Below are 22,919 nucleotides of genomic sequence, written 5' to 3' on the forward strand. Positions count from 1 at the left end.
CGGCGCGCTGTGAACACGAGCCGCTCCGCGGCGTGGCGGAGAGGCCCCCCGGGGCCGAGGCGCGCGAGCGCCGCGGACCAAGGTCAGATGCCCATGGCCGCGGAGAGGTCCTTCTTGATCGCGTCCAGGACCTCCTGGCCGCGGACGCGGGCCGGGGCCAGGTCGGAGGCCTCGGCCACCGGGACCACGACCTCCAGGTAGCACTTCAGCTTGGGCTCGGTGCCCGACGGGCGGGCGATGACCCGGGCCTTGTACGTGCCGTCCAGGTAGTAGCGCAGGCCGTCCGTGGGCGGGAGGGTCTCCGTGCCCTTGGCCAGGTCCTCCGCCGAGACCACCCGCAGGCCCGCCAGGGACACCGGCGGCTGCGCGCGCAGCGCCGCCATCGCGTCCGCGATGATCGACAGGTCCGAGACGCGCACGGACAGCTGGTCGGTGGCGTGCAGGCCGTGGGCCATCGCCAGATCGTCCAGCAGGTCGGTCAGGGTGCGGCCCTGCTCCTTGAGCACCGAGGCCAGCTCGGCCACCAGCAGGGCAGCGGTCACGCCGTCCTTGTCGCGGACGCCCTCGGGGTCCACGCAGTAGCCGAGCGCCTCCTCGTAGCCGTAGCGCAGGCCCTCGACACGGGCGATCCACTTGAAGCCGGTCAGGGTCTCCTCGTACCCGACGCCCGCCGCCTCCGCGATCCGGCCCAGGAGGCTGGAGGAGACGATGGACTCCGCGAAGACGCCGCGTGCGCCCTTGTGGACCAGGTGGGCCGCCAGCAGCGCGCCGACCTCGTCGCCGCGCAGCATCCGCCAGCCGTCCCCGGTGGGGACGGCCACGGCGCAGCGGTCCGCGTCCGGGTCGTTGGCGATCACGATGTCGGGCCGGACCTCGGCGGCCTTCGCGAAGGCCAGGTCCATCGCGCCCGGCTCCTCCGGGTTCGGGAACGCCACGGTCGGGAAGGCCGGGTCCGGCTCGGCCTGCTCGGCGACGAGCACCGGCTCCGGGAAGCCGTGCCGGGCGAACGCCGCCATGACGACGTCCTTGCCGACGCCGTGCATGGCCGTGTAGACGGTCCGTACGCCCCGGGGGGAACCGGGGGTCAGGACGGCGTCCGTGCGCGCCAGGTAGGCCTCCAGGACCTCGTCACCGAGTTCCTGCCAGCCGGCCTCGGGGCGCGGTACGTCGGCCAGCTTCTCGACCGCCGCGATCTGCGCGGCGATCTCGCTGTCGGCCGGGGAGACGATCTGCGAGCCGTCGCCGAGGTAGACCTTGTAGCCGTTGTCGCGGGGAGGGTTGTGGCTCGCGGTCACCTCGACGCCGGCGACAGCGCCGAGGTGCCTTATCGCGTACGCGAGGACGGGCGTCGGCAGGGGGCGGGGCAGGACGGCCGCACGCAGCCCGGCACCGATCATGACGGACGCGGTGTCGCGGGCGAAGTCCGCCGACTTGTAGCGGGCGTCGTAGCCGACGACGACCAGGCCGCCGTCGTGGCCCTGGGCCTTCAGGTAGGCCGCGAGACCCGCCGCGGCCCGGATGACCACACCGCGGTTCATCCGCATCGGACCGGCGCCGATCTCACCGCGCAGTCCGGCGGTGCCGAACTGCAGGGTGCCCGAGAACCGGTCCGCGAGCTCCGCGGTGTCACCCGACGCGATGAGCGCGGCCAGCTCCGCCGCGGTCTCCGGGTCCGGGTCCTCGGCCAGCCAGGCCTGCGCCCGGGTGATCAGGTCGTCCTGTGCCTGTGCCTGTTCCTGCACTGCTTCCGCCTTACCTCTCGTACGTCGATCAGATGCGGGCGAGGACCTGCGTCAGCAGCGTGCCCATGCGGGCAGCCGAGTCGCGGCCGGCCTGGAGGACCTCTTCGTGGTTCAGCGGCTCGCCGGAGAGGCCCGCCGCCAGGTTGGTGACCAGCGAGATGCCGAGCACCTCGGCGCCGGCCTCACGGGCGGCGATGGCCTCCAGCACGGTGGACATGCCGACCAGGTCGGCGCCCATGACGCGGATCATGTTGATCTCGGCCGGGGTCTCGTAGTGCGGGCCGGGGAACTGCACGTAGACGCCCTCTTCGAGGGTCGCGTCGATCTCCTTGCACATCGCGCGCAGGCGCGGCGAGTACAGGTCGGTGAGGTCGACGAAGTTCGCGCCGACGATCGGCGAGGTGGCCGTCAGGTTGAGGTGGTCGCTGATCAGGACGGGCTGGCCGGGCTTCATGCCCTCGCGCAGACCGCCGCAGCCGTTGGTCAGCACGACGGTCTTGCAGCCGGCGGCGACGGCGGTGCGCACGCCGTGGGCGACGGCGGCGACGCCGCGGCCCTCGTAGTAGTGGGTCCGGCCGAGGAAGACCAGGGCGCGCTTCTCGCCGATCTTGTACGAGCGGATCTTGCCGCCGTGGCCCTCGACGGCGGCGGGCGGGAAGCCGGGCAGCTCGGTGACGAGGAACTCGGCCTCGGGGGCGCCGAGCGCCTCTGCGGCGGGGGCCCAGCCGGAGCCCATCACGAGGGCGACATCGTGGGAGTCCGCGCCGGTCAGCTCGCGCAGGCGGGCGGCTGCGGCGTCGGCGGCGGCGAAGGGGTCGGTAACAGATGCGTTCACGCGGACGAGCGTAGCCGCTTCCGGCCTACGCGCGTAGATGGCACAGCTCACGGTGTTCGGATCGTTGCCTTGTCGTTTCCGCCGAATCGTCCCCGGGGGCGTGGCGACGGTTGTGGCCGCGCGGCCCTTGCGCCGGGGCGTCGGCGGGGTCGAAAGATCGGGGCTCCGCCCCGGACCCCGCGCCTCAAACGCCGGCGAGGCTGATCTTGCGGGGCTCCGCAAGGGGTCAGCAGGGGCGTTTGCGGATTTCCATGACGTAGTCGTGGGGAGCGCCTGCGGATTCGGCGGCGTCGGCGATCTCGCCGAGGTAGCGCGCCGAGGGCAGGCCGCCCTCGTAGCCGTTCAGGACGTACACCCAGGCCGCCTCCTCGCCGTCCAGCGTGTGCACGCGCACCCGCATCCGGCGGTAGATGTCGAGTCCGACACCCTCCCAGCGGTCCATTGACTCCTCGTCCAGCGGCGCGATGTCGTACAGCGCGACGAAGACCTGGTGGCGCGGGGCTTCGACGATCGTGGCGAGAGCGCCCTCCCAGCCCATCTGCTCGCCGCCGAAGGTCAGCCGCCAGTCGTTGATCCAGCCCGTGCCGCGCAGCGGCGAATGGGGAGCGCGGCGCGTCATCAGCCGCGGGTCGAGGTTGCCGGCGTACGCGGCGTAGAGCGACATGAGGTCGAGGGTACGGGAGGGGTGCCGGTGCACGCGTGCCCGGATGGAGGGACCGGGCGCGAAGCACCGTGAAGCGTGCGGGACAATGGAGCACGGAATGCATCCCCCGGGGAGACCCCCCGGAACACCGGCCGGGGCGGCAGCCGACCGGGTAGACGTGAGGCGGACTTTTCGTGACCCGGATCGTGATCATCGGCGGCGGACCCGGCGGGTATGAGGCAGCCCTGGTGGGGGCCCAGCTCGGCGCGGAGGTGACCGTCGTCGACTGCGACGGTCTGGGCGGGGCCTCGGTCCTCACCGACTGCGTACCCTCCAAGACTCTGATCGCGACCGCCGAGGTGATGACGACCTTCGACTCCTCGTACGAGGAGCTCGGCATCGTCGTCGCGGACGACACCCCGCACATCGAGCAGGCCGCGCGCGTCGTCGGCGTGGACCTCGGCAAGGTGAACCGGCGCGTCAAGCGCCTCGCGCTCGCCCAGTCGCACGACATCACGGCCTCCGTCACCCGGGCCGGCGCCCGCGTGGTGCGCGGCCGCGCCAAGCTCGGCGGCCCGCAGGGCATCGACGGCACGCGCGACGTCATCGTCACCGCCGCCGACGGCACCGAGACCATCCTGACCGCCGACGCCGTGCTGATCGCGACCGGCGGCCACCCCCGCGAGATCCCCGACGCCATGCCCGACGGCGAGCGGATCCTGAACTGGACCCAGGTCTACGACCTCGACGAGCTCCCCGAGGAGCTCATCGTGGTCGGCTCCGGTGTGACCGGCGCCGAGTTCGCCGGCGCGTACCAGGCCCTCGGGTCCCGGGTCACCCTCGTGTCCTCCCGCGACCGCGTGCTGCCCGGCGAGGACCCGGACGCGGCCGCCGTACTGGAGGACGTCTTCCGGCGCCGCGGCATGAACGTCGTCGGGCGCTCCCGGGCCGAATCCGCCAAGCGGGTGGGCGACCGGGTCGAGGTCACCCTCTCCGACGGCCGCGTGCTGACCGGTACGCACTGCCTGATGGCGGTCGGCGCGATCCCGAACACCAAGAACATGAACCTGGAGGAGTCCGGGGTCCGGCTCAAGGACTCCGGGCACATCTGGACCGACAAGGTCTCGCGCACCTCCGCGCCCGGCGTGTACGCCGCCGGTGACGTCACGGGCGTCTTCGCGCTCGCGTCGGTCGCTGCGATGCAGGGGCGCATCGCGATGTACCACTTCCTCGGTGACGCGGTGGCCCCGCTGAACCTGAAGACGGTCTCCTCGAACGTCTTCACCGACCCGGAGATCGCCACCGTCGGCTACACCCAGGCGGACGTGGACGCCGGCAAGATCGACGCCCGTGTGGTGAAGCTCCCGCTGCTGCGCAACCCGCGCGCCAAGATGCAGGGCATCCGGGACGGCTTCGTGAAGCTGTTCTGCCGCCCGGGCACCGGCATCGTCGTCGGTGGTGTGGTCGTTTCCCCGCGGGCGAGCGAGCTGATCCACCCCATCTCGATCGCGGTCGACAACAATCTGACGGTCGAGCAGATCGCAAACGCGTTCACCGTGTACCCCTCGCTGTCGGGATCGATCGCAGAGGTGGCGCGTCAGCTCCACACGCGCAAGAGCGCCGGAGAGGCCTGATCCGGCCTAACCGCCCCATACCGTAAGGGGTTTGGGGCGGAGCGCCGTTTCGTGGCGAGATGTTCACGCAACTCTCGGGCCGCGTATACCACCAGTCGCCCCACCTTATGGACAACTTCGGTATTCCGGCGCAAAGAGCTGAAAGCAGACGGACGTTGGGGTTACTGTCAGTTTCGTGTTCGCTGCAGAACGTCGCCAATTGATCCTCGAAATGGTGCGGGCCAACGGAGCGGTATCGCTCCGGGAGCTCGCCCGCGTCGTCCAGACCTCCGAAGTGACCGTACGGCGGGACGTGCGGGCACTGGAGGCAGAAGGACTCCTCGACCGCCGACACGGCGGTGCGGTCTTGCCGGGCGGTTTCACGCGGGAGTCCGGCTTTCCGCAAAAGTCCCATCTCGCGACGGCGGAGAAGACCGCCATTGCCGATGTCGCGGCCTCCCTCGTGCAAGAGGGCGAGGCCGTCGTCGTCGGCGCGGGCACCACGACCCAGGAGCTGGCCCGCCGGCTCGCCCGGGTGCCCGGACTGACCGTCGTCACCAACTCGCTGCTCGTCGCCCAGGCCCTGGCCCACGCGAACCGGGTGGAGGTGGTCATGACCGGCGGCACCCTGCGCGGGTCCAACTACGCCCTCGTGGGAAGCGGAGCCGAGCAGTCCCTCCAGGGACTGCGGGTGTCCCGGGCCTTCCTGTCGGGCAGCGGTCTGACCGCCGAGCGCGGGCTGTCCACGTCCAACATGCTGTCCGCCAGCGTGGACCGGGCGCTGGTGCAGGCGGCGGCGGAGGTGGTGGTGCTGGCCGACCACACGAAGCTCGGTACCGACACGATGTTCCAGACCGTGCCCACCGATGTGATGACGCGGCTGGTGACGGACGAGCCGCCGCCGCACGACGACCGGGCGGGTACGGAGCTGCAGGCACTGGCGGACCAGGGCGTGCAGATCACCGTGGCGGGCGGGGCGGTGGCCCCCGGCGGTGCGGACGGGATGCAGGGGCGGCGGCCGCGCCGCGAGTCGCCGCTGCCGGTGCAGAGGCGGGGTGGGCCGACGGCGCAGTTGCGCAGTGCGGCCGGCGGGATGCTGGAGCCCCAGGCGGAGCGGGCCCGCGTGGCCGACATGCGCCGCCGTTAGGTACCCGCGGGCTGTCTGCCGGGGCGCTGCCCCGGACCCCCGGCCCCCGGCCCCCGGACCCCCTCGCCTCAAACGCCGGCGGGGCTGGATTTTCCAGCCCCGCCGGCGTTTGAGGCGTTCTCGGACGTCAGTCCTTGATCTCGCAGATCGTCGCGCCCGACGTGACCGACGCGCCGACCTCGGCCGTGAGGCCGACGATCGTGCCCGAGCGGTGCGCGTTGAGCGGCTGCTCCATCTTCATGGCTTCGAGGACGACGATCAGGTCGCCCTCGTTGACCTGCTGGCCCTCCTCGACCGCGACCTTGACGATCGTGCCCTGCATCGGGGAGGCCAGGGTGTCGCCGGAGGCGGCCGGGCCGGACTTCTTGGCCGCGCGGCGCTTCGGCTTCGCGCCGCCCGCGGCGGCCGTACGGGCCAGGGTCATGCCCAGGGAGGACGGGAGCGAGACCTCGAGGCGCTTGCCGCCGACCTCGACGACCACCGTCTCGCGGCCCGGCTCGTCCTCGATGTCGTCCACGGCCGGAGCCGTGAACGCCGGGATCTCGTTGACGAACTCGGTCTCGATCCACCGGGTGAAGACGGTGAACGGGCTGCCGTCCGTGGGGGCGAACGCCGGGTCGACGACGACCGCACGGTGGAAGGGGATGGCGGTGGCCATGCCCTCGACCTCGAACTCGGCCAGGGCGCGCGCCGCGCGCTGGAGGGCCTGCTCGCGGGTGGCGCCGGTGATGATCAGCTTGGCCAGGAGCGAGTCCCAGGCCGGGCCGATCACGGAGCCGGACTCGACGCCCGCGTCGAGGCGGACACCGGGGCCGGAGGGGGCGTTGAACTTGGTGACCGTGCCCGGGGCCGGGAGGAAGCCGCGGCCCGGGTCCTCGCCGTTGATGCGGAACTCGATGGAGTGACCGCGCAGGACCGGGTCGCCGTAGCCGAGCTCCTCGCCGTCGGCGATGCGGAACATCTCGCGGACCAGGTCGATGCCGGCGACCTCTTCGGTGACCGGGTGCTCGACCTGGAGGCGGGTGTTGACCTCCAGGAAGGAGATCAGGCCGTCGGCGGAGACCAGGAACTCGACCGTGCCGGCGCCGACGTAGCCGGCTTCCTTCAGGATGGCCTTGGAGGCGGCGTACAGCTCCGCGTTCTGAGCCTCGCTCAGGAAGGGCGCCGGGGCCTCCTCCACGAGCTTCTGGTGGCGGCGCTGCAGGGAGCAGTCACGGGTCGACACGACGACGACGTTGCCGTGCGAGTCGGCCAGGCACTGGGTCTCGACGTGGCGCGGCTTGTCGAGGTAGCGCTCGACGAAGCACTCACCGCGGCCGAAGGCGGCGACGGCCTCGCGGACGGCGGAGTCGTAGAGCTCCGGCACCTCTTCGAGGGTGCGGGCGACCTTCAGGCCGCGACCGCCACCGCCGAAGGCGGCCTTGATCGCGATCGGCAGGCCGTGCTCCTTGGCGAACGTGACGACCTCATCGGCCCCGGAGACCGGGTCCGGCGTACCGGCGACCAGCGGGGCACCGGCGCGCTGGGCGATGTGACGGGCGGCCACCTTGTCGCCGAGGTCGCGGATGGCCTGCGGCGGCGGGCCGATCCAGGTGAGACCGGCGTCGATCACGGCCTGGGCGAAGTCGGCGTTCTCGGAGAGGAAGCCGTATCCGGGGTGGATGGCGTCCGCACCGGAGTCGGCTGCGGCCTGGAGGACCTTGGAGAAGTCCAGGTAGCTGGTGGCCGGGGTGTCACCGCCCAACGCGAAAGCTTCGTCGGCCGCGCGGACGTGCAGAGCGTCCCGGTCCGGATCGGCGTAGACGGCTACGCTCGCGATCCCGGCGTCCCGGCAGGCCCGAGCAACGCGGACAGCGATTTCGCCACGGTTGGCGATGAGCACCTTGCGCACGATGGCTCCCTCCTTGAAACAAGCTGAGTTTAGGGACAGCCCACACGGCCTTTCGACCCTTCCCCGGTGGTGACCTTGCCCACACAGAGTGTGATGCGAGGTTCGATCCGCCGGAGAACCCTTGTGGCGCCCCAGGTCAGGGGGATCCCCGACTGCACAGTAACCCCGTCATGTATCCAAGGTCTCTGTTCCTCCGGTCAGCGGCCCCGGGTGATTCTTTGTCGAGTCCCTACGAACGGTCCACGGTTTCTTTGCGGTCGTGAGAGGAGTTGTCCCCTTGTTTACTGATTGGTAGCCCCGTTGTCCCACAGGGCGGACCGGGGCAACACCGTACCCACAGCGATGTGGTCCACGGTGGCCCGCGGGGACGGCAGCGCGCCGGGGGTGTACTGCGGATGGTCGAACATCGGGGCCGGCGACGGCGGGCCACGCGGCATCGCCGCAGGACACCGCCGCAGGACACCGGCGAGGGACACCGGCGGGGGATCGGCGATGGACCGGCCCTTCCCGGCGCTCCCGGTGGCGGCCCGGATACCGGCGAGGTGACAACCCCGGCGCTCCGAACGGCGTCCTCCCGCTGGAGGATCGATCAACGACCGCGAGACGAGGACGATGCCATGGCCGTGGCCCACTTATCCCCCGGGCCGGTGCCCGTGCCCGCCGGGGTGAACACGCCGGAGACGGGGCTCGGAGCGTGAGGGCGGGCACGAAGGTGCCGAAGGACCCGGCCGGGCGCCGGGTGCTGTCGGCCGCCCTGTTCGCGAGCGCCCCGGCGGAAGTACTCGATTTCCTGCTCCCGCTGTGGGCGGGGTCCACGCTGCACGCCGGGGCCGCCGCGGTCGGCGCCCTCGTCGCCTTCGGGGCGGCGCTCTCGCTGATCGTGCGCCCGCTGGCCGGGGAGCTGGCCGACCGCTTCGACCGGCGGCGGGTGGCCGCGGCCGGTGCCGGGCTGTACGCGCTGTCGTTCGCGGGGTACGCGCTCGCCGACTCCCTTGTGACGGCCTTCGTCGCGGCGGGCCTGGGCGGCGCGGGCGGGGCCCTTTTCTGGGTCGCGCTGCGGGCCTGGACCGGGCAGCGGGCGCGGGACAGCGACAGCACCTCCGCCTACGGCGCGTTGCTGTCGGCGGAGGGCCAAGGGGCCCTCATCGGGTACCTGGTGGCCTTCTCCCTGCTGGAACGCGGCGGCTACCCGCTGCTGTTCTGGCTGGGCAGCGCCGCCTGTGCGGTGGCCGCCGCCTCGCTGCTGCGCGGACCCCGCGACGAAGGGGCGACCCGCGCCGGAACGAGCCGGGGGGACCGGCGGGGGGCGGCGGAGCGCCGGCTGCTGCCGCTGATGGTGGTGTCCGCGGTGACGGCCGCCGCCGAGGCCGGGCTGTGGATGCTCCTGCTGCTCCGGCTCCAGGGGGACCTGGAGCTGTCCCCGCACGAGATCGCGCTGGTCTTCGCCCCCGGGTTCGCGGTGTTCGTCCTGCTGCCGGAGCACGCGCACCGCCTCACCGACCGGCTCGGCCGTACGCCGACCATGGTCGCCTCGTTCGCCGCGAGTGCGCTGTTCGCCGCCGCCCTCGCCCTCGGCCCCGGCCGGGCTCGGGGCCGAGGCCGGGCCGGTGACCGTACACGTGGGAGAGGGCAGGCACGGCAGGGATACGAGCGAGCCGGAAGCGGCCCGGCCGCCGGCGCAGGCCGTCCCCGGGCCCCGGGCCCACGCCCGCAAGGAGCGGCGGGACTGGTACATCCACACGGTCGCGTTCGCGCTCGGGCAACTGGTGCTCGGGGCCCTGGACTCCAGCTGGCTCGTATGGCAGATCACGGACGGAGGCGTGCCCGACGACCGACGCGGACCGCTGGTCTGGTTCGGCCGGATCTGGCTGACCGTCTGGGTGATCGACACCCTCTGGTCCTGGTCGTACACCCTCTGGCCGCGGGAGAAGAAGGCGAAGTCCTAGTGGCGCCGCGGGGCGGGACCCCGGGCCCGCCTTCGGTAACCCGGGTGTGCGGATGTCTTGCCCGCCGGGCTACTCGTTAGTAGCCTCCAGGCGTCGAACAGGCTTGTGACACGTGGGGGGTGGGGGCTCGTGCTGCGAAGACTCGTGGCCGCAGTGGCCGCGATCGTGCTCGTCGTGGAAGCGGCGCTGCTCGTGCTCGTCCACATCGTGCTGGGCCGGACCACGGCGAACCAGTCGATGTCCATCGCGGGCAGCGATCCGGACGTCATGTCCAAGGCGACCTACGCGATGGGGGCGGGCATGGGCGCCTTCCTCGTCCTGTGCGCCGTGCTCGTCGCCGTCGCCGCCCTCACCGACCGCCCCCCGAACCGCTTCGGCCGCATCGTGCTCATCAGCGGCGCCGTCACGCACGGGGTGCTCGGCGTGCTCTCCGTCGCCCTGGTCGGCTGGGCCGCCTTCGCGACGATGATGCTGATCCTGTGTCTCCTCGTGCTGACCCTGACGCTCTACGCGGCCCGGCCGTCCGGCGGCGGGAGCGACCCCGGCGAGGACACCCCGCCGCTGCCGCCCGCGCCGCCCATGGGGGAGCTCAAGCCCACAAGTCCGTGATGGACACGTCCAGTTCGCCCAGCAGGGAGCGCAGCAGCGGCAGCGAGAGCCCGATGACGTTGCCGTGATCGCCGTCGATGCCGTCGATGAACGGCGCCGACAGCCCGTCCAGGGTGAACGCCCCCGCCACGTGCAGGGGTTCCCCGCTCGCCACGTACGCGGCCACCTCCGCGTCCGTCGGCTCGCCGAAGCGCACCGTCGTGGACGCCGTGGCCGAGACCTGGCGGCCGTCGGCCGTGTCGATCACACAGTGCCCGGTGCGCAGGACGCCGGCCCGCCCGCGCATCGACTTCCAGCGCGCGGTGGCCTCGTCGGCGTCCACCGGCTTGCCCAGCGCCTCGCCGTCCAGCTCCAGCACCGAGTCGCAGCCGATCACCAGCGCGCCGGCGGCCTCGTCCAGGCCCGCCACGACGGCCGCCTTCGCCTCGGCCAGGGCCAGCGCCAGGGCGGCCGGCTCGTCGTGGTTCAGGGTGTCCTCGTCGAAACCGCTGACGATCACGTGCGGGGCGAGCCCGGCCTGCCGAAGCAGGTTCAGCCGGGCGGGAGAGGCGGAGGCGAGGACGAGCTTGCGCCCGGTCGCGGGCTCAGGTGTGGCAGTCATGGTCGCCATCGTAGGCGCGGCCCGCGGGGTGGCCCGCGGGGCAGCCCACAGGGCGGCCGAAGCCCCTAGAAGTGGCCCACGCCCAGGACGTACACCACCACGAGCATGGCGAGGGCGAGCACCACGCCCAGCCGCCGGATCATCGCCTGCGCGTCGCGCATGTCCTTGGGCGGCTCGTTCTTCGGGTCGGACCAGAGCATGCCCCGATCCTGTCCCCGGACAGGGGTGTGGCGCCTGAGTACCCGTACTCAGGCGCCACCGCCCATTCACACCATTTCGGCTACGCGGGCCAGTACGTACGACCCCAGGCCCGCGGCCCCGGATGCGGCACCCGCCGCCGGGCCACACGGGCCGGCGTCGACCACTCGTCCGCGAGCGGCGGGGCGTCCGACGGCGCCATGGCCAGCATCGCCGCGCGCGCCTGGACCACCGCCAGGGCGGCGGCCAGCTCCTCCGGGGTCGGGTTGCCCTTGACGACCTTGATCACCACAGAGTCCTCCTGGAGGGGCTAGAGGGGGATGTTGCCGTGCTTCTTCGGCGGCAGGGACTCCCGTTTGGTGCGCAGCTGCCGGAGCCCCTTCACCACATGGGCCCGGGTCTCGGACGGCATGGTCACCGCGTCGATGTACCCGCGCTCGGCCGCCGTGTAGGGGTTGAGCAGCGCGTCCTCGTACTCGGTGATGAGCCGGGCCCGGGTCTCCTCGGCGTTGCCGGCCTCCCTCGCCTCCTCGAGGGTGCGGCGGTGCAGGATGTTCACCGCGCCCTGCGCGCCCATGACGGCGATCTGCGCGGTCGGCCAGGCCAGATTCAGGTCGGCGCCGAGGTGCTTGGAGCCCATGACGTCGTACGCGCCGCCGAACGCCTTGCGGGTGATGACGGTGATCAGCGGAACGGTGGCCTCGGCGTACGCGTAGATCAGCTTCGCGCCGCGTCGGATGATTCCGTTGTACTCCTGGTCGGTGCCCGGCAGGAAGCCCGGGACGTCCACGAAGGTCAGCACCGGGACGTTGAAGGCGTCGCAGGTCCGCACGAACCGCGCCGCCTTCTCGGAGGCGTCGATGTCCAGGCAGCCGGCGAACTGCATCGGCTGGTTGGCGACGACACCCACCGGGTGGCCCTCGACCCGGCCGAAACCGGTCAGGATGTTCGGCGCGAAGAGCGACTGGGTCTCCAGGAACTCCCCGTCGTCGAGCACGTGCTCGATCACGGTGTGCATGTCGTACGGCTGGTTCGCGCTGTCCGGGATCAGCACGTCGAGCTCGCGGTCGAGGTCGCAGACCTCGGTGTCCGCGTCCTCCGGGAAGGACGGCGGCTCGGAGAGGTTGTTCGACGGCAGGTACGCGAGCAGCGACTTCACGTACTCGATGGCGTCCTTCTCGTCGCCCGCCATGTGGTGCGCGACGCCGGACGTGCTGTTGTGCGTGCGCGCCCCGCCCAGCTCCTCGAAGCCGACGTCCTCGCCGGTGACCGTCTTGATGACGTCCGGGCCGGTGATGAACATGTGCGAGGTCTGGTCGACCATGACCGTGAAGTCGGTGATCGCCGGGGAGTACACGGCGCCGCCCGCACAGGGCCCGACGACCAGGCTGATCTGCGGGATCACGCCCGACGCGTGGACGTTGCGGCGGAAGATCTCCCCGTACATGCCCAGGGCGCTGACGCCCTCCTGGATACGGGCGCCACCGGAGTCGTTGATGCCGACGAGCGGGCAGCCGGTCTTCAGCGCGAAGTCCATGACCTTCATGATCTTCTGGCCGTAGACCTCGCCGAGGGCCCCGCCGAAGACGGTGAAGTCCTGCGAGAACACGGCCACCGGGCGGCCGTCCACCGTGCCGTAGCCGGTGACGACGCCGTCACCGTACGGCCGGGTCTTCTCCAGTCCGAAGTTGGTGGACCGGTGCCGGGCGAACTCGTCGAGCTCGACGAAGGATCCCTCGTCCAGCAGTAGGGCAACCCGCTCACGCGCCGTCAGCTTGCCCTTGGCGTGCTGCTTCTCCACGGCACGCGCGGACCCGGCGTGGGTGGCTTCGTCGATGCGGCGCTGCAGATCCGCGATCTTGCCCGCGGTGGTGTGCATGTCGATCGGCTCTGACGGATGTGACATCGGGGTCGCGGCTCCCTGCGTGGTGTCAACTGCCTGGTCAATTGATTGACTACTGCTGGCTACTGGTGCGTAGCGTATCGGCGGGCATGGCGCTCGGCAGTGCGGCGTTTGACACACCTACATTGGGTTGCATGACGCCATCAGATGCCTCAGCAGGAGCTTCCTCCGGTCGTTGGTCGAGCCTGGACCGGCCGCCGCTCAATGCCGCCGCCCTCACGAGGGCGCTCGTCACCGGGGACGGTCTGTGGACCTCTCTGGAGGTCGTCGCCAGTACCGGGTCCACCAATACCGACCTTGCCACGCGGGCGGCGCAGCTGCCCGAGGGAGCCGTGTTCGTCGCCGAGGAGCAGAGTGCCGGGCGCGGGCGGCTCGACCGGAGCTGGGTCGCGCCCGCCCGGTCGGGGCTGTTCTTCTCCGTCCTGTTCAAGCCGGGCGGCGCGGTGCCGCAGGAGCAGTGGGGGTGGCTGACCCTGCTGGCCGGCGTGGCCACCGCGACCGGGCTGTCCCGGGCGGCCGGCGTGGACACCGCCCTGAAGTGGCCCAACGACCTGCTGGTCAGCGTCGAGGGCGAGGAGCGCAAGGCCGGCGGGATCCTCGCCGAGCGCGTCGCGGACGGCGTGGTCATCGGCATCGGGCTGAACGTCACCCTGACCGAGGACGAGCTGCCGGTCCCGACCGCGGGATCGCTGGCGCTGGCCAAGGCCTCCGTCACCGACCGCGACCCGCTGCTGCGGGCCGTCCTGCGGTCCCTGGAGGAGTGGTACGGGAACTGGCGCGCGGCCGGCGGCGACCCGGCGGCCAGCGGCCTCCAGGAGACCTACGCGGCGGGCTGTGCGACCCTCGGCCGGCACGTCCGCGCGGAGCTGCCCGGCGGGCGCACCCTCACCGGAACGGCCGAAGCGGTGGACACCGACGGCCGCCTGGTGATCCGCACGGTCGAGGGACAGCACGAGGCGGTGGGCGCGGGCGACGTCATCCACCTGCGTTCCGTGCACTGACGCGGGTACTGGCGCGGGTACGGGAGCCGGGCGCGGCTGCCCGGCGAGGCGCGGCTGCGAGGCCGCGCCCCGGACCCCGCCCCCGGTCGCGGGCGGCCGGAAGCGGGGAGGGGGAGTGAGCTACGGCACACCTGCCGTATGGTTTAGGCGATCCCGGTGCTCGTGGTGATCAACCGGTTCGCAGGGCAGTGCGCACGGAATGGACAGGAGGCGGCCCTTGACCGTCGACGACCCTACGTCCAGCGCGTCCTCGGCCCCCGGCGGAGGCTCCGCGTCCGGCCCGGGTACCCCGATCGGCCGCGACCAGCACACACCGCACCACGAGGTCGATCACACGGCCCAGCCGACCGCGGATCCGCTCGCCATCCGGCTGGAGCAGCTGATCCTCGGTGCCGAGCGCCGGTACACCCCGTTCCAGGCGGCCCGGAGCGCGGGCGTGTCCATGGAGCTGGCCTCGCGCTTCTGGCGGGCCATGGGCTTCGCCGACATCGGGCAGGCCCGGGCGCTGACCGAGGCCGACGTACTGGCCCTGCGCCGGCTCGCCGGCCTGGTGGAGGCCGGGCTGCTGTCCGAGCCGATGGCCGTGCAGGTGGCGCGGTCCACCGGGCAGACCACGGCCCGGTTGGCGGAATGGCAGATCGACTCGTTCCTGGAGGGGCTGACGGAGCCGCCGGAGCCGGGGATGACCCGTACCGAGGTCACGTACCCGCTGGTGGAGCTGCTGCTGCCCGAGCTGGAGGAGTTCCTCGTCTACGTGTGGCGGCGCCAGCTGGCGGCCGCGACCGGGCGCGTGGTGCAGGTGGCCGACGACGACGAGATGGTCGACCGGCGGCTCGCGGTGGGCTTCGCCGACCTGGTGGGCTTCACACGCCTGACGCGGCGGCTGGAGGAGGAGGAGCTCGGCGAGCTGGTCGAGTCCTTCGAGACGACCGCGGCGGACCTGGTGGCCGCGCACGGCGGCCGGCTGATCAAGACCCTGGGCGACGAGGTGCTGTACTGCGCCGACGACGCGGCGACGGCCGCGGAGATCGCGCTGCGACTGATCGAGACCATGGAGCTCGACGTGCAGATGCCCGAGCTGCGGGTCGGGATCGCCTTCGGCACGGTGACGACCCGGATGGGCGATGTCTTCGGGACCACGGTGAACCTGGCCAGCCGGCTGACGTCGATAGCCCCCAAGGACGCGGTCCTGGTGGACGGTGCGATGGCCGAGGAACTCTCCCGGACCGGAGCCGCTCCGGTGTCGGAGAAGGAGGCCGAGACGGCGCCCGACGAGGGGGCGTCCTACCGGTTCGCCCTGCAGCCTATGTGGCAGCGGCCGGTGCGCGGGCTCGGTGTTGTGGAGCCCTGGTCGCTGACGCGGCGGAAGCCTAAGATCCCCGGGTAACGTTCGTTAACCTGGAGGGTTCCTATGGCGTCCGAGGCCGTGTCCGAGGCCGTGTCCGCGTTCGAGTCGGAGTTCGTGGCGGTACGCCGCCACGAGGGCGGGGTCGCGGAGCTGGTCCTGGACCGCCCCAAGGCGATGAACGCGGTGTCGACCGCGATGGCCCGCGACATCGGCGCCGCCTGCGCCGCGCTGGCCGCCGACCGGTCCGTGCGCGTGGTCGTGCTCTCCTCCACGGCGCAGCGGGCCTTCTGCGTCGGGGCGGACCTCAAGGAGCGGAACTCGCTCTCCGACGCCGAGCTGGTGCGGCAGCGCCCGACCACGCGGGGGGCGTACGGGGGCGTGCTGGAGCTGCCCATGCCGACGGTCGCGGCCGTGCACGGGTTCGCGCTGGGCGGCGGCTTCGAGCTGGCGCTGGCCTGCGACGTGATCGTCGCCGACGAGACCGCGGTGGTGGGCCTGCCCGAGGTGTCGGTGGGCGTGATCCCCGGCGGCGGGGGTACGCAGCTGCTGCCGCGCCGGGTGGGTGCGGCCCGGGCCGCCGAGCTGATCTTCACGGCGCGCCGGGTGGAGGCGGCCGAGGCGCTGTCCCTGGGGATGGTGGACTCCGTGGTCCCGGCCGGCCAGGACACGGCCGAGGCGCTGGCGCTGGCGTCCCGGATGGCGGCGAACTCCCCGGTGGGTCTGCGGGCGGCCAAGCGGGCGCTGCGGCTGGGGCACGGGATGGATCTGGCGGCCGGTCTGGAGATCGAGGACGCGGCCTGGCGGACGGTGGCCTTCTCGGGCGACCGGGCGGAGGGCGTCGCGGCGTTCAACGAGAAGCGCCGGCCGAACTGGCCGGGGGAGTAGCAACCCCGGGGGCCCCGCCCGGACGCTGTCCGGGCGGGGTCGCCAACGGCTGCCCCCGGCGACCTTGGCGATCTTGGTGTTGGTGATCTTGGCGCCGTCGAAAGCCGCGCCAATTGTCTCCAAATCAGACAAAAGTCCCTAGCCTGGGGTGATGGGAGTTGACGGGCGGCTACGAGCCGTGGTGGGACTCGCTCAGGCGATGGCCGCGGCGTGCGCGCCGCGGGACAGTGTGCGGGCGGCCGCGCGGGGGGCGCGCCTGGCGCTCGACGGCTCGTTCGCCGCGATCTCCGCCTGGGAGCGCGAGCGGGGGCGCCTGCGGGTGCTCGTGAACGAGGGCGAGCGGCGGGCCGGCGAGGAGGAGTTCCCCGAGGACGAGTCGTACCCCGTGCACGACTTCCCCGAGATCACCGAGTTCCTGCACGAGCGCTGGGTGGGCGGCGGCGGCCCGCACGCCTGGGTCGACAGCGCCGTCGGCGACCGGCCGGGACGCCGCGGGGCGGCCCTGCGCCGCCGCGGCCGCGGGACCTGCGTGGTGGCGCCCGTGGTGCTCAGCGGGCGGGCCTGGGGCGAGCTGTACGTCGCCCGGGACGAGGGGCTGCCCGACTTCGACGAGGACGACGCCGAGTTCGCCACCGTGCTCGCCGCCGTGGTCGCGGCCGGTCTCGCGCAGAACGAGCGGCTGGAGGAGGCCCGGCGGCTCGCCTTCACCGACCCGCTGACCGGGCTCGCGAACCGGCGGGCCGTCGACATGCGGCTCGACGAGGCCCTGGAGGAGCACCGGCGGACCGGGGTGGTCGTCAGCCTGGTCGTCTGCGACCTGAACGGCCTGAAGAAGGTCAACGACACCCTCGGCCACGCCATGGGCGACCGGCTGCTGGAGCGCTTCGGGTCGGTACTGAGCCTGTGCGGGGCCATGCTGCCCGGGTCGCTGGTGGCCCGCCTCGGCGGCGACGAGTTCTGCCTGGTCGGGGTCGGCCCCACGGCGGACGAGATCGTGCGCGTCACCGAGGAGGTGTGCAACCGGGCCGGCGAGCTGGAGCTGGGCGAGGGGGTGGCCTGCGGGGTGGCCTCCACCGGGGACCCGATCGGGCTCGTGAAGTCCTCCCGGCGGCTGTTCCGGCTCGCGGACGCCGCCCAGTACAAGGCCAAGGCGGCGCGTTCGCCGAAGCCGGTGGTGGCGGGCCGGGACACCGCGGTGGTCCGGCTCGCGGACGCCGCCGCGCAGGAGGCTCCCGGGGAGCGGCGCCGTTTCCGGGGCCGGCCGTGACCGGCCGCCCGGGGCGTCGGACCGTAAGGGGCCCACCCGCGCCGCGATCGTGACAGTGCAAGCTAGTGACATGAAGCGATTCAATCCGTAGGGTGCTGAATATGGATATGCACACTGTCGTGGTGGGGACGTCCGGGACCACCGCCGAGGACGTCATCGCCGTAGCCCGCGGCAACGCACGCATCGAGCTCTCCGCCGAGGCACTCGAAGCTCTCGCCCGGGCCCGCGAGATCGTCGACGCCCTCGCCGCCAAGCCCGAGCCCGTCTACGGGGTGTCCACCGGGTTCGGCGCCCTCGCCTCCCGGCACATCAGCCCCGAGCTGCGTGCCCAGCTCCAGCGCAACATCGTCCGCTCGCACGCCGCCGGCATGGGCCCGCGCGTCGAGCGCGAGGTCGTCCGCGCGCTGATGTTCCTGCGCCTGAAGACCGTCGCCTCCGGGCACACCGGCGTGCGCCCCTCCGTCGCGCAGACCATGGCTGACGTGCTCAACGCCGGGATCACCCCCGTCGTCCACGAGTACGGCTCCCTCGGCTGCTCCGGCGACCTCGCGCCGCTGTCCCACTGCGCGCTCGCGCTCATGGGTGAGGGCGACGCCGAGGGCCCGGACGGCACCGTCCGCCCCGCCGGCGAGCTGCTCGCCGAGGCCGGCATCGAGCCCGTCGTGCTCCGGGAGAAGGAGGGCCTGGCCCTCCTCAACGGCACCGACGGCATGCTCGGCATGCTGGTGATGGCCCTCGCCGACCTCGGCAGGCTCTACACCTCCGCCGACATCACCGCCGCGCTGACCCTGGAGGCGCTGCTCGGTACGGAGAAGGTGCTCCAGCCCGAGCTGCACGCCATCCGCCCGCACCCCGGTCAGGGTGCCTCCGCCGCGAACATGGCCGCCGTCCTGGAGGGCTCCGGGCTCGTCCGCCACTACCAGGAGGAGACCGCCCCGCGCGTGCAGGACGCGTACTCCGTGCGCTGCGCCCCGCAGGTCGCCGGCGCCGGCCGCGACACCATGGCGCACGCCGCCCTGGTCGCCTCCCGCGAGCTGGCCGCCGCCGTCGACAATCCGGTGGTGCTGCCCGACGGGCGCGTGGAGTCCAACGGCAACTTCCACGGGGCCCCGGTCGCCTACGTGCTGGACTTCCTCGCCATCGCGGCCGCCGACCTCGGCTCCATCGCCGAGCGCCGCACCGACCGGCTGCTCGACAAGAACCGCTCGCACGGCCTGCCGCCCTTCCTCGCGGACGACGCCGGCGTGGACTCCGGTCTGATGATCGCCCAGTACACGCAGGCCGCCCTGGTCAGCGAGATGAAGCGGCTCGCGGTGCCCGCCTCGGCCGACTCGATCCCCTCCTCCGCCATGCAGGAGGACCACGTCTCGATGGGCTGGTCGGCCGCGCGCAAGCTCCGTACCGCCGTCGACAACCTGACGCGGATCATCGCGATCGAGATGTACGCGGCCACCCGCGCCATCGAGCTGCGCCACGGGCTGACGCCGGCCCCGGCCAGCCAGGCCGCGATCGCGGCCGCCCGTGCGGCCGGCGTGCAGGGTCCCGGGCCGGATCGTTTCCTCGCCCCCGACCTGGCCGCGGCCGACGCGTTCGTCCGCAGCGGCGGCCTCGTCGCCGCGGTGGAGCCGGTGACGGGTCCGCTCGCCTGACGGCGGGCCGCGCACGCCGTACGGAGGGCCGCCCCGGGATCCGAGCCCGGGGCGGCCCTCCGTACGTGCGGGACTACGGGGAGTGCGAGCGGCGGACGGAGAAGGCCACGGCGGCGGCCCCGACCCCGAGGAAGAGGGTGCCGCCCAGCAGGTAGGGGGTGGTGTCGATGGACCCGGTGTCGGCGAGCAGCGACTGGGGCTGCGCGGCGGGCCGGGCGGACGTCCCGGTGACCGTCCCGCGGACGTCGGCGGAATCGGTGGAATCGGAGGCGTCGGCGGTCGTTCCCGGGGTGTTCGCGCCGGTGGGCGCGGTGGAACGGGTCTCTTCGGCACCCGGGGAAGTGGCGCCCGCCGAGGGGACGAACCACAGGGCGCCGAGGAGGGTGGTCGCTCCGAGAGCGGTGAGCAGCGGTCGGCGTGCGGACACGGTGCGATCCCCCTTGTGGCAGCAGCGAATTGGCCGTGTGCGGTGATGCTACGGAAAGGGGCGGGTCGTGGGAAAGCCGGGGCTTCCCCGGGCTTACTCTCCGTCGTATGAACTCTTCTGAGACATCACGATACGTACGGCTTCGGGTTGATTTGGTACTGGAGGTGCCGGACGTCCAGGCACTCACCGGAGCCGCGCTGGCCCACATCAAGGCCGACGAGTTCATGCCGGACGAGGAGCGCGGCCACGCCGAGTCCGCGGTCCGGGAGGATGAGTCGGAAGCCCTCGCCTACCTCATCGACCCCACTGACCTGGTCGCGGATATCCCCGGGGTGGAGCTCGCGCAGGCCTCCTGGAGCAGCGAGCCCGTCGAATACGACCCCGAGTCGATGGAGTGGGACATGGACGAGGAAGATGGGGACTTCGACGAAGAAACCGACAACGCCTGACCGTGTGGTGGCCCACATCCGAATGGAATGTGGAACCGGCCGGCGCCGTTAACGCGTTGTCAGGACCAGGCAGGGGGTTCGTCCCCCTGCCGGGCCAATCCCGGGACGGCAGCGTCCGGGGTATCCGGCAACGATGGAGTGGCGTGTGAGGACGGACAGTAAGCGGCGGAGAAGGTCCCTGGTGGCCATATCCGCCGTTCTCGGTGGGGTACTGGTGCTCTCGGCGTGCGGTGGCGGCGACGACGACAAGCCGAAGGGCAAGGGCGATTCCGCCAGTGCCCAGGCGGACGTCGACGCGGCGGCGGCCAAGGACGCTTCCAAGGCCAAAATAACCATCGCGCCGAAGGACGGCGCCACCAACGTCGGCCTCAACGACGCGGCCAACGTCGCCGTGGCCGACGGCACGCTGACCCTGGTCGAGCTCAAGACCAGCGAGGGCACGGCCGTACCCGGCAAGATCGCCGCCGACGGCAAGAGCTGGAAGCCCGACGCCGCGCTGAAGCGCTCCATGAAGTACGCCCTGGCGGCGACCGCCAAGGACGCGGACGGCAAGGAGGCGCACGAGAACGCCTCCTTCACCACCGTCTCCCCGGAGAACAGCTTCGTCGGCTCGTTCATACCGGACGAGGGCCAGACGGTCGGCGTGGGCATGCCGGTCTCGATCACCTTCAACAAGGCGATCAAGGACCAGAAGGCCGTCCAGGCGGGGATCACGGTCACCTCCAGCAGCGGCCAGGAAGTCGTCGGCCACTGGTTCAGCGCACAGCGCCTGGACTTCCGCCCGGAGGAGTACTGGAAGGCGAACTCCACCGTCACGATGAAGCTGGCGCTGGAGGGCGTCCAGGGCGCTCCCGGCGTCCAGGGCGTCCAGAACAAGACCGTCACCTTCAAGGTCGGCCGCAGCCAGGTCTCCACGGTCGACGCGAAGACCAAGAAGATGACGGTCACGCGTGACGGCGCGGTCATCAAGACCATCCCGATCTCGGCCGGCTCCCCGGAGAACCCGACCTACAACGGCGAGATGGTGATCTCCGAGAAGTTCAAGGAGACCCGGATGGACGGCTCGACCGTGGGCTTCAAGAACAGCGAGGGCAAGGGCGAGTACGACATCAAGGATGTCCCGCACGCCATGCGCCTGTCCCAGTCCGGCACCTTCATCCACGGCAACTACTGGGGTGCGGACTCGGTCTTCGGCAGCGCCAACACCAGCCACGGCTGTGTCGGCCTGAACGACGCCCAGGGCGCGGGCGACCCGAACCAGCCCGCCGCGTGGTTCTTCGACAACTCGCTCATCGGCGACGTGGTCAAGGTGATCAACTCTCCGGACAAGACCATCAAGCCCGACAACGGCCTCAACGGCTGGAACATGAGCTGGGCGGACTGGAAGGCCGGCTCGGCCGCCTGACCTCCTGGCCGCGCACGAACGGCGAACGGCGGGGATCCCTCACGGGGTCCCCGCCGTTCGTCGTACATGCCGTCGTGGAAGCGGCCTCGGAAACCGCCCCGAAAACCGCCTCGAAAACCGCTGAGTCCGCCCGTACGTGATCACCTAGGGTCCCCGGTATGACCATTCGCGCGCTGTCGCTGCCTCCGACCGATGCCGAGATCGACGCCTGGACCGAGGTGCTCGCCGCCGCCCAGGCCGTCGACCTGCCGCAGGTGCCGCCGCCCGCCCGGACGGAGGTGGCCGGACGGCTGACCGCGCCGCCGGCGCGCGGTCGGGCCGCGCTCTGGGCCGCGGACGGGGGAGCGGGCGTGGCCGGGCTGCTGCTGTTCACGGACGAGGCCAACGCGCACACCGCCTACCTCGACGTGCTCGCCGTACGCCCGGACGCCCGGCGCCGCGGCCTGGGCCGGGCCCTGTGGGCGCAGGTCCGGGCGGAGCTGCTCGCGCAGGGCCGCACCTGCGTCCTGACACTCGTGGACGCGGACGGGCCGGGGGAGTGCTTCGCGCGGTCGCTCGGGTTCGAGAACGTCCTGCCCATGGCCTGGTACGAGCAGGACGTGCGGCGGCAGCCGCAGGCCGCGGCCGCGCACGGCGACGGCGCCGGGGCGGGGTCGCCGGGGCCCGTGGCTCCGGGGTACGAACTGCGTGCCTGGCACGGCCTGGTGCCGGACGAGTGGGCCGGGCCGCTGGCCACGGCCCACGGGGCGATGGGGGACGCGCCCATGGGCGACATCGACGAGAAGACCGAGACCTGGACGCCGCAGCGCCTGCACGCCGCGCACCAGCTGATCCTGGACCGCGGCGGCGAGATCACCACCGTCGCGGCCGTCACCGGCGCGGGCGAGGTGGCCGCGTACACGGAGCTGGTCCTGCCCGACCCGACCGGCCCGCGCGCCCTCCAGTACGACACCGTGGTCGCCCCCGCCCACCGGGGCCACGGCCTGGGACGCGCGGTCAAACTGCACATGCTGGACCTGGCCCGGAACCGGTACCCCGACCTGCGCCTGATCGCCACCACGGTGGCCGACGAGAACACCCCGATGCGGACGGTGAACGAGCGCCTCGGCTACCGCCTCGCCCGCCCCGCCGCGTACTACCAGCTCAGCCTCCAGGCGGGATTGCGCACCCCCGGCACCTCCGACGGCGCCGACCACGCCGCCAGCAGACGCAGCGCGTCCGCCGACGGGGAGCCGGGGGCCGCGTGGAAGGTGACCAGGGACTGCGCCGAGCATGGGCTGGGCGCGGAGATCGAGCTGATCCGCGCCGATCAGATCAACGGGGCCCGCCCGTACCTCACGGCCACCTGAGCGGGGCGGGC

At 72.3% G+C, this 22,919-nt stretch carries 21 protein-coding genes; 12 read left to right on the forward strand and 9 right to left on the reverse strand.

What is annotated here, in order from left to right; all coding sequences use genetic code 11:
• Positions 1 to 83: 83 nt before the first annotated feature.
• The 3 genes from ACIQZO_RS08370 to ACIQZO_RS08380 form a co-directional block, all read right to left on the reverse strand.
• On the reverse strand, positions 84 to 1,742 hold the full coding sequence (locus tag ACIQZO_RS08370) for a phospho-sugar mutase (protein ID WP_403621934.1): 1,659 nt from the start codon (positions 1,740 to 1,742) through the stop codon (positions 84 to 86).
• 28 nt (positions 1,743 to 1,770) lie between these two features.
• Entirely contained in the window at positions 1,771 to 2,577 is an 807-nt protein-coding gene (locus ACIQZO_RS08375; RefSeq protein WP_403621937.1) for a purine-nucleoside phosphorylase, read from the reverse strand.
• A 226-nt stretch (positions 2,578 to 2,803) separates the two neighbouring features.
• The gene (locus ACIQZO_RS08380; RefSeq protein ID WP_030387598.1) at positions 2,804 to 3,241 is read right to left on the reverse strand and encodes a gamma-glutamylcyclotransferase; all 438 of its coding nucleotides are present in this window, start codon (positions 3,239 to 3,241) and stop codon (positions 2,804 to 2,806) included.
• Positions 3,242 to 3,414: 173 nt separating this feature from the next.
• Between ACIQZO_RS08380 and ACIQZO_RS08385 the strand changes: the two genes are divergently transcribed.
• Both ACIQZO_RS08385 and ACIQZO_RS08390 read left to right on the forward strand, forming a co-directional pair.
• Complete coding sequence (locus tag ACIQZO_RS08385) at positions 3,415 to 4,854, forward strand: NAD(P)H-quinone dehydrogenase (RefSeq protein ID WP_403621939.1); 1,440 nt, start codon at positions 3,415 to 3,417, stop codon at positions 4,852 to 4,854.
• A 175-nt stretch (positions 4,855 to 5,029) separates the two neighbouring features.
• On the forward strand, positions 5,030 to 5,980 hold the full coding sequence (locus ACIQZO_RS08390; protein ID WP_403621941.1) for a DeoR/GlpR family DNA-binding transcription regulator: 951 nt from the start codon (positions 5,030 to 5,032) through the stop codon (positions 5,978 to 5,980).
• A gap of 127 nt (positions 5,981 to 6,107) precedes the next feature.
• Here the strand turns inward: ACIQZO_RS08390 and ACIQZO_RS08395 are convergent, their stop codons facing one another.
• Positions 6,108 to 7,871: an acetyl/propionyl/methylcrotonyl-CoA carboxylase subunit alpha gene (locus ACIQZO_RS08395; protein ID WP_403621943.1), complete on the reverse strand. Its 1,764-nt coding sequence runs from the start codon at positions 7,869 to 7,871 to the stop codon at positions 6,108 to 6,110.
• A gap of 694 nt (positions 7,872 to 8,565) precedes the next feature.
• Between ACIQZO_RS08395 and ACIQZO_RS08400 the strand changes: the two genes are divergently transcribed.
• Together ACIQZO_RS08400 and ACIQZO_RS08405 are read left to right on the forward strand one after the other, a co-directional pair.
• A complete protein-coding gene (locus ACIQZO_RS08400; RefSeq protein ID WP_403621945.1) occupies positions 8,566 to 9,897 on the forward strand; it encodes an MFS transporter in 1,332 nt (443 codons plus the stop codon).
• Positions 9,898 to 9,946: 49 nt separating this feature from the next.
• Positions 9,947 to 10,426 carry a hypothetical protein gene (locus tag ACIQZO_RS08405; RefSeq protein ID WP_403621948.1) on the forward strand — a complete coding sequence of 160 codons (480 nt, stop codon included), beginning with the start codon at positions 9,947 to 9,949 and terminating at the stop codon, positions 10,424 to 10,426.
• Here ACIQZO_RS08405 and ACIQZO_RS08410 read toward each other — a convergent pair.
• The 4 genes from ACIQZO_RS08410 to ACIQZO_RS08425 form a co-directional block, all read right to left on the reverse strand.
• On the reverse strand, positions 10,407 to 11,036 hold the full coding sequence (locus ACIQZO_RS08410; protein ID WP_403621951.1) for a Maf family protein: 630 nt from the start codon (positions 11,034 to 11,036) through the stop codon (positions 10,407 to 10,409). The genes ACIQZO_RS08405 and ACIQZO_RS08410 overlap by 20 nt on opposite strands.
• 56 nt (positions 11,037 to 11,092) lie before the next feature.
• Positions 11,093 to 11,227: a morphogenic membrane protein MmpB gene (gene mmpB, locus ACIQZO_RS08415; RefSeq protein ID WP_327415968.1), complete on the reverse strand. Its 135-nt coding sequence runs from the start codon at positions 11,225 to 11,227 to the stop codon at positions 11,093 to 11,095.
• Positions 11,228 to 11,307: 80 nt separating this feature from the next.
• The gene (locus tag ACIQZO_RS08420; protein ID WP_403622155.1) at positions 11,308 to 11,514 is read right to left on the reverse strand and encodes an acyl-CoA carboxylase epsilon subunit; all 207 of its coding nucleotides are present in this window, start codon (positions 11,512 to 11,514) and stop codon (positions 11,308 to 11,310) included.
• A gap of 21 nt (positions 11,515 to 11,535) precedes the next feature.
• Entirely contained in the window at positions 11,536 to 13,131 is a 1,596-nt protein-coding gene (locus ACIQZO_RS08425) for an acyl-CoA carboxylase subunit beta (RefSeq protein ID WP_403621953.1), read from the reverse strand.
• 131 nt (positions 13,132 to 13,262) lie between these two features.
• On the opposite strand from ACIQZO_RS08425, the gene ACIQZO_RS08430 reads away from it, so the two are divergent.
• From ACIQZO_RS08430 to hutH, 5 genes are all read left to right on the forward strand, one after another.
• Complete coding sequence (locus ACIQZO_RS08430; protein ID WP_403621956.1) at positions 13,263 to 14,129, forward strand: biotin--[acetyl-CoA-carboxylase] ligase; 867 nt, start codon at positions 13,263 to 13,265, stop codon at positions 14,127 to 14,129.
• Positions 14,130 to 14,346: 217 nt separating this feature from the next.
• Positions 14,347 to 15,516, forward strand: a complete 1,170-nt coding sequence (locus tag ACIQZO_RS08435; RefSeq protein WP_403621959.1) for an adenylate/guanylate cyclase domain-containing protein — start codon at positions 14,347 to 14,349, stop codon at positions 15,514 to 15,516.
• A gap of 24 nt (positions 15,517 to 15,540) precedes the next feature.
• Positions 15,541 to 16,362: an enoyl-CoA hydratase/isomerase family protein gene (locus tag ACIQZO_RS08440; protein WP_403621961.1), complete on the forward strand. Its 822-nt coding sequence runs from the start codon at positions 15,541 to 15,543 to the stop codon at positions 16,360 to 16,362.
• A gap of 151 nt (positions 16,363 to 16,513) precedes the next feature.
• Positions 16,514 to 17,629 (forward strand): diguanylate cyclase domain-containing protein, encoded by a 1,116-nt coding sequence (locus tag ACIQZO_RS08445; protein WP_403621964.1) that lies wholly within the window; start codon positions 16,514 to 16,516, stop codon positions 17,627 to 17,629.
• A 107-nt stretch (positions 17,630 to 17,736) separates the two neighbouring features.
• Entirely contained in the window at positions 17,737 to 19,278 is a 1,542-nt protein-coding gene (gene hutH / locus ACIQZO_RS08450) for a histidine ammonia-lyase (RefSeq protein WP_403622158.1), read from the forward strand.
• Positions 19,279 to 19,351: 73 nt separating this feature from the next.
• Here the strand turns inward: hutH and ACIQZO_RS08455 are convergent, their stop codons facing one another.
• Positions 19,352 to 19,705, reverse strand: coding sequence for a hypothetical protein (locus tag ACIQZO_RS08455; RefSeq protein ID WP_403621967.1), 354 nt, complete (start codon positions 19,703 to 19,705; stop codon positions 19,352 to 19,354).
• A 107-nt stretch (positions 19,706 to 19,812) separates the two neighbouring features.
• Between ACIQZO_RS08455 and ACIQZO_RS08460 the strand changes: the two genes are divergently transcribed.
• The 3 genes from ACIQZO_RS08460 to ACIQZO_RS08470 all read left to right on the forward strand — a co-directional run bounded on the left by ACIQZO_RS08460 (position 19,813) and on the right by ACIQZO_RS08470 (position 22,908).
• On the forward strand, positions 19,813 to 20,154 hold the full coding sequence (locus ACIQZO_RS08460) for a hypothetical protein (RefSeq protein WP_403621970.1): 342 nt from the start codon (positions 19,813 to 19,815) through the stop codon (positions 20,152 to 20,154).
• Positions 20,155 to 20,287: 133 nt separating this feature from the next.
• The gene (locus tag ACIQZO_RS08465; protein ID WP_403621973.1) at positions 20,288 to 21,559 is read left to right on the forward strand and encodes an Ig-like domain-containing protein; all 1,272 of its coding nucleotides are present in this window, start codon (positions 20,288 to 20,290) and stop codon (positions 21,557 to 21,559) included.
• A gap of 158 nt (positions 21,560 to 21,717) precedes the next feature.
• Positions 21,718 to 22,908, forward strand: coding sequence for a GNAT family N-acetyltransferase (locus ACIQZO_RS08470; protein WP_403621976.1), 1,191 nt, complete (start codon positions 21,718 to 21,720; stop codon positions 22,906 to 22,908).
• Positions 22,909 to 22,919 lie beyond the last annotated feature (11 nt).

Origin of the sequence: Streptomyces sp. NPDC097617 (assembly GCF_044761485.1) — a bacterium.
Classification (GTDB): domain Bacteria; phylum Actinomycetota; class Actinomycetes; order Streptomycetales; family Streptomycetaceae; genus Streptomyces.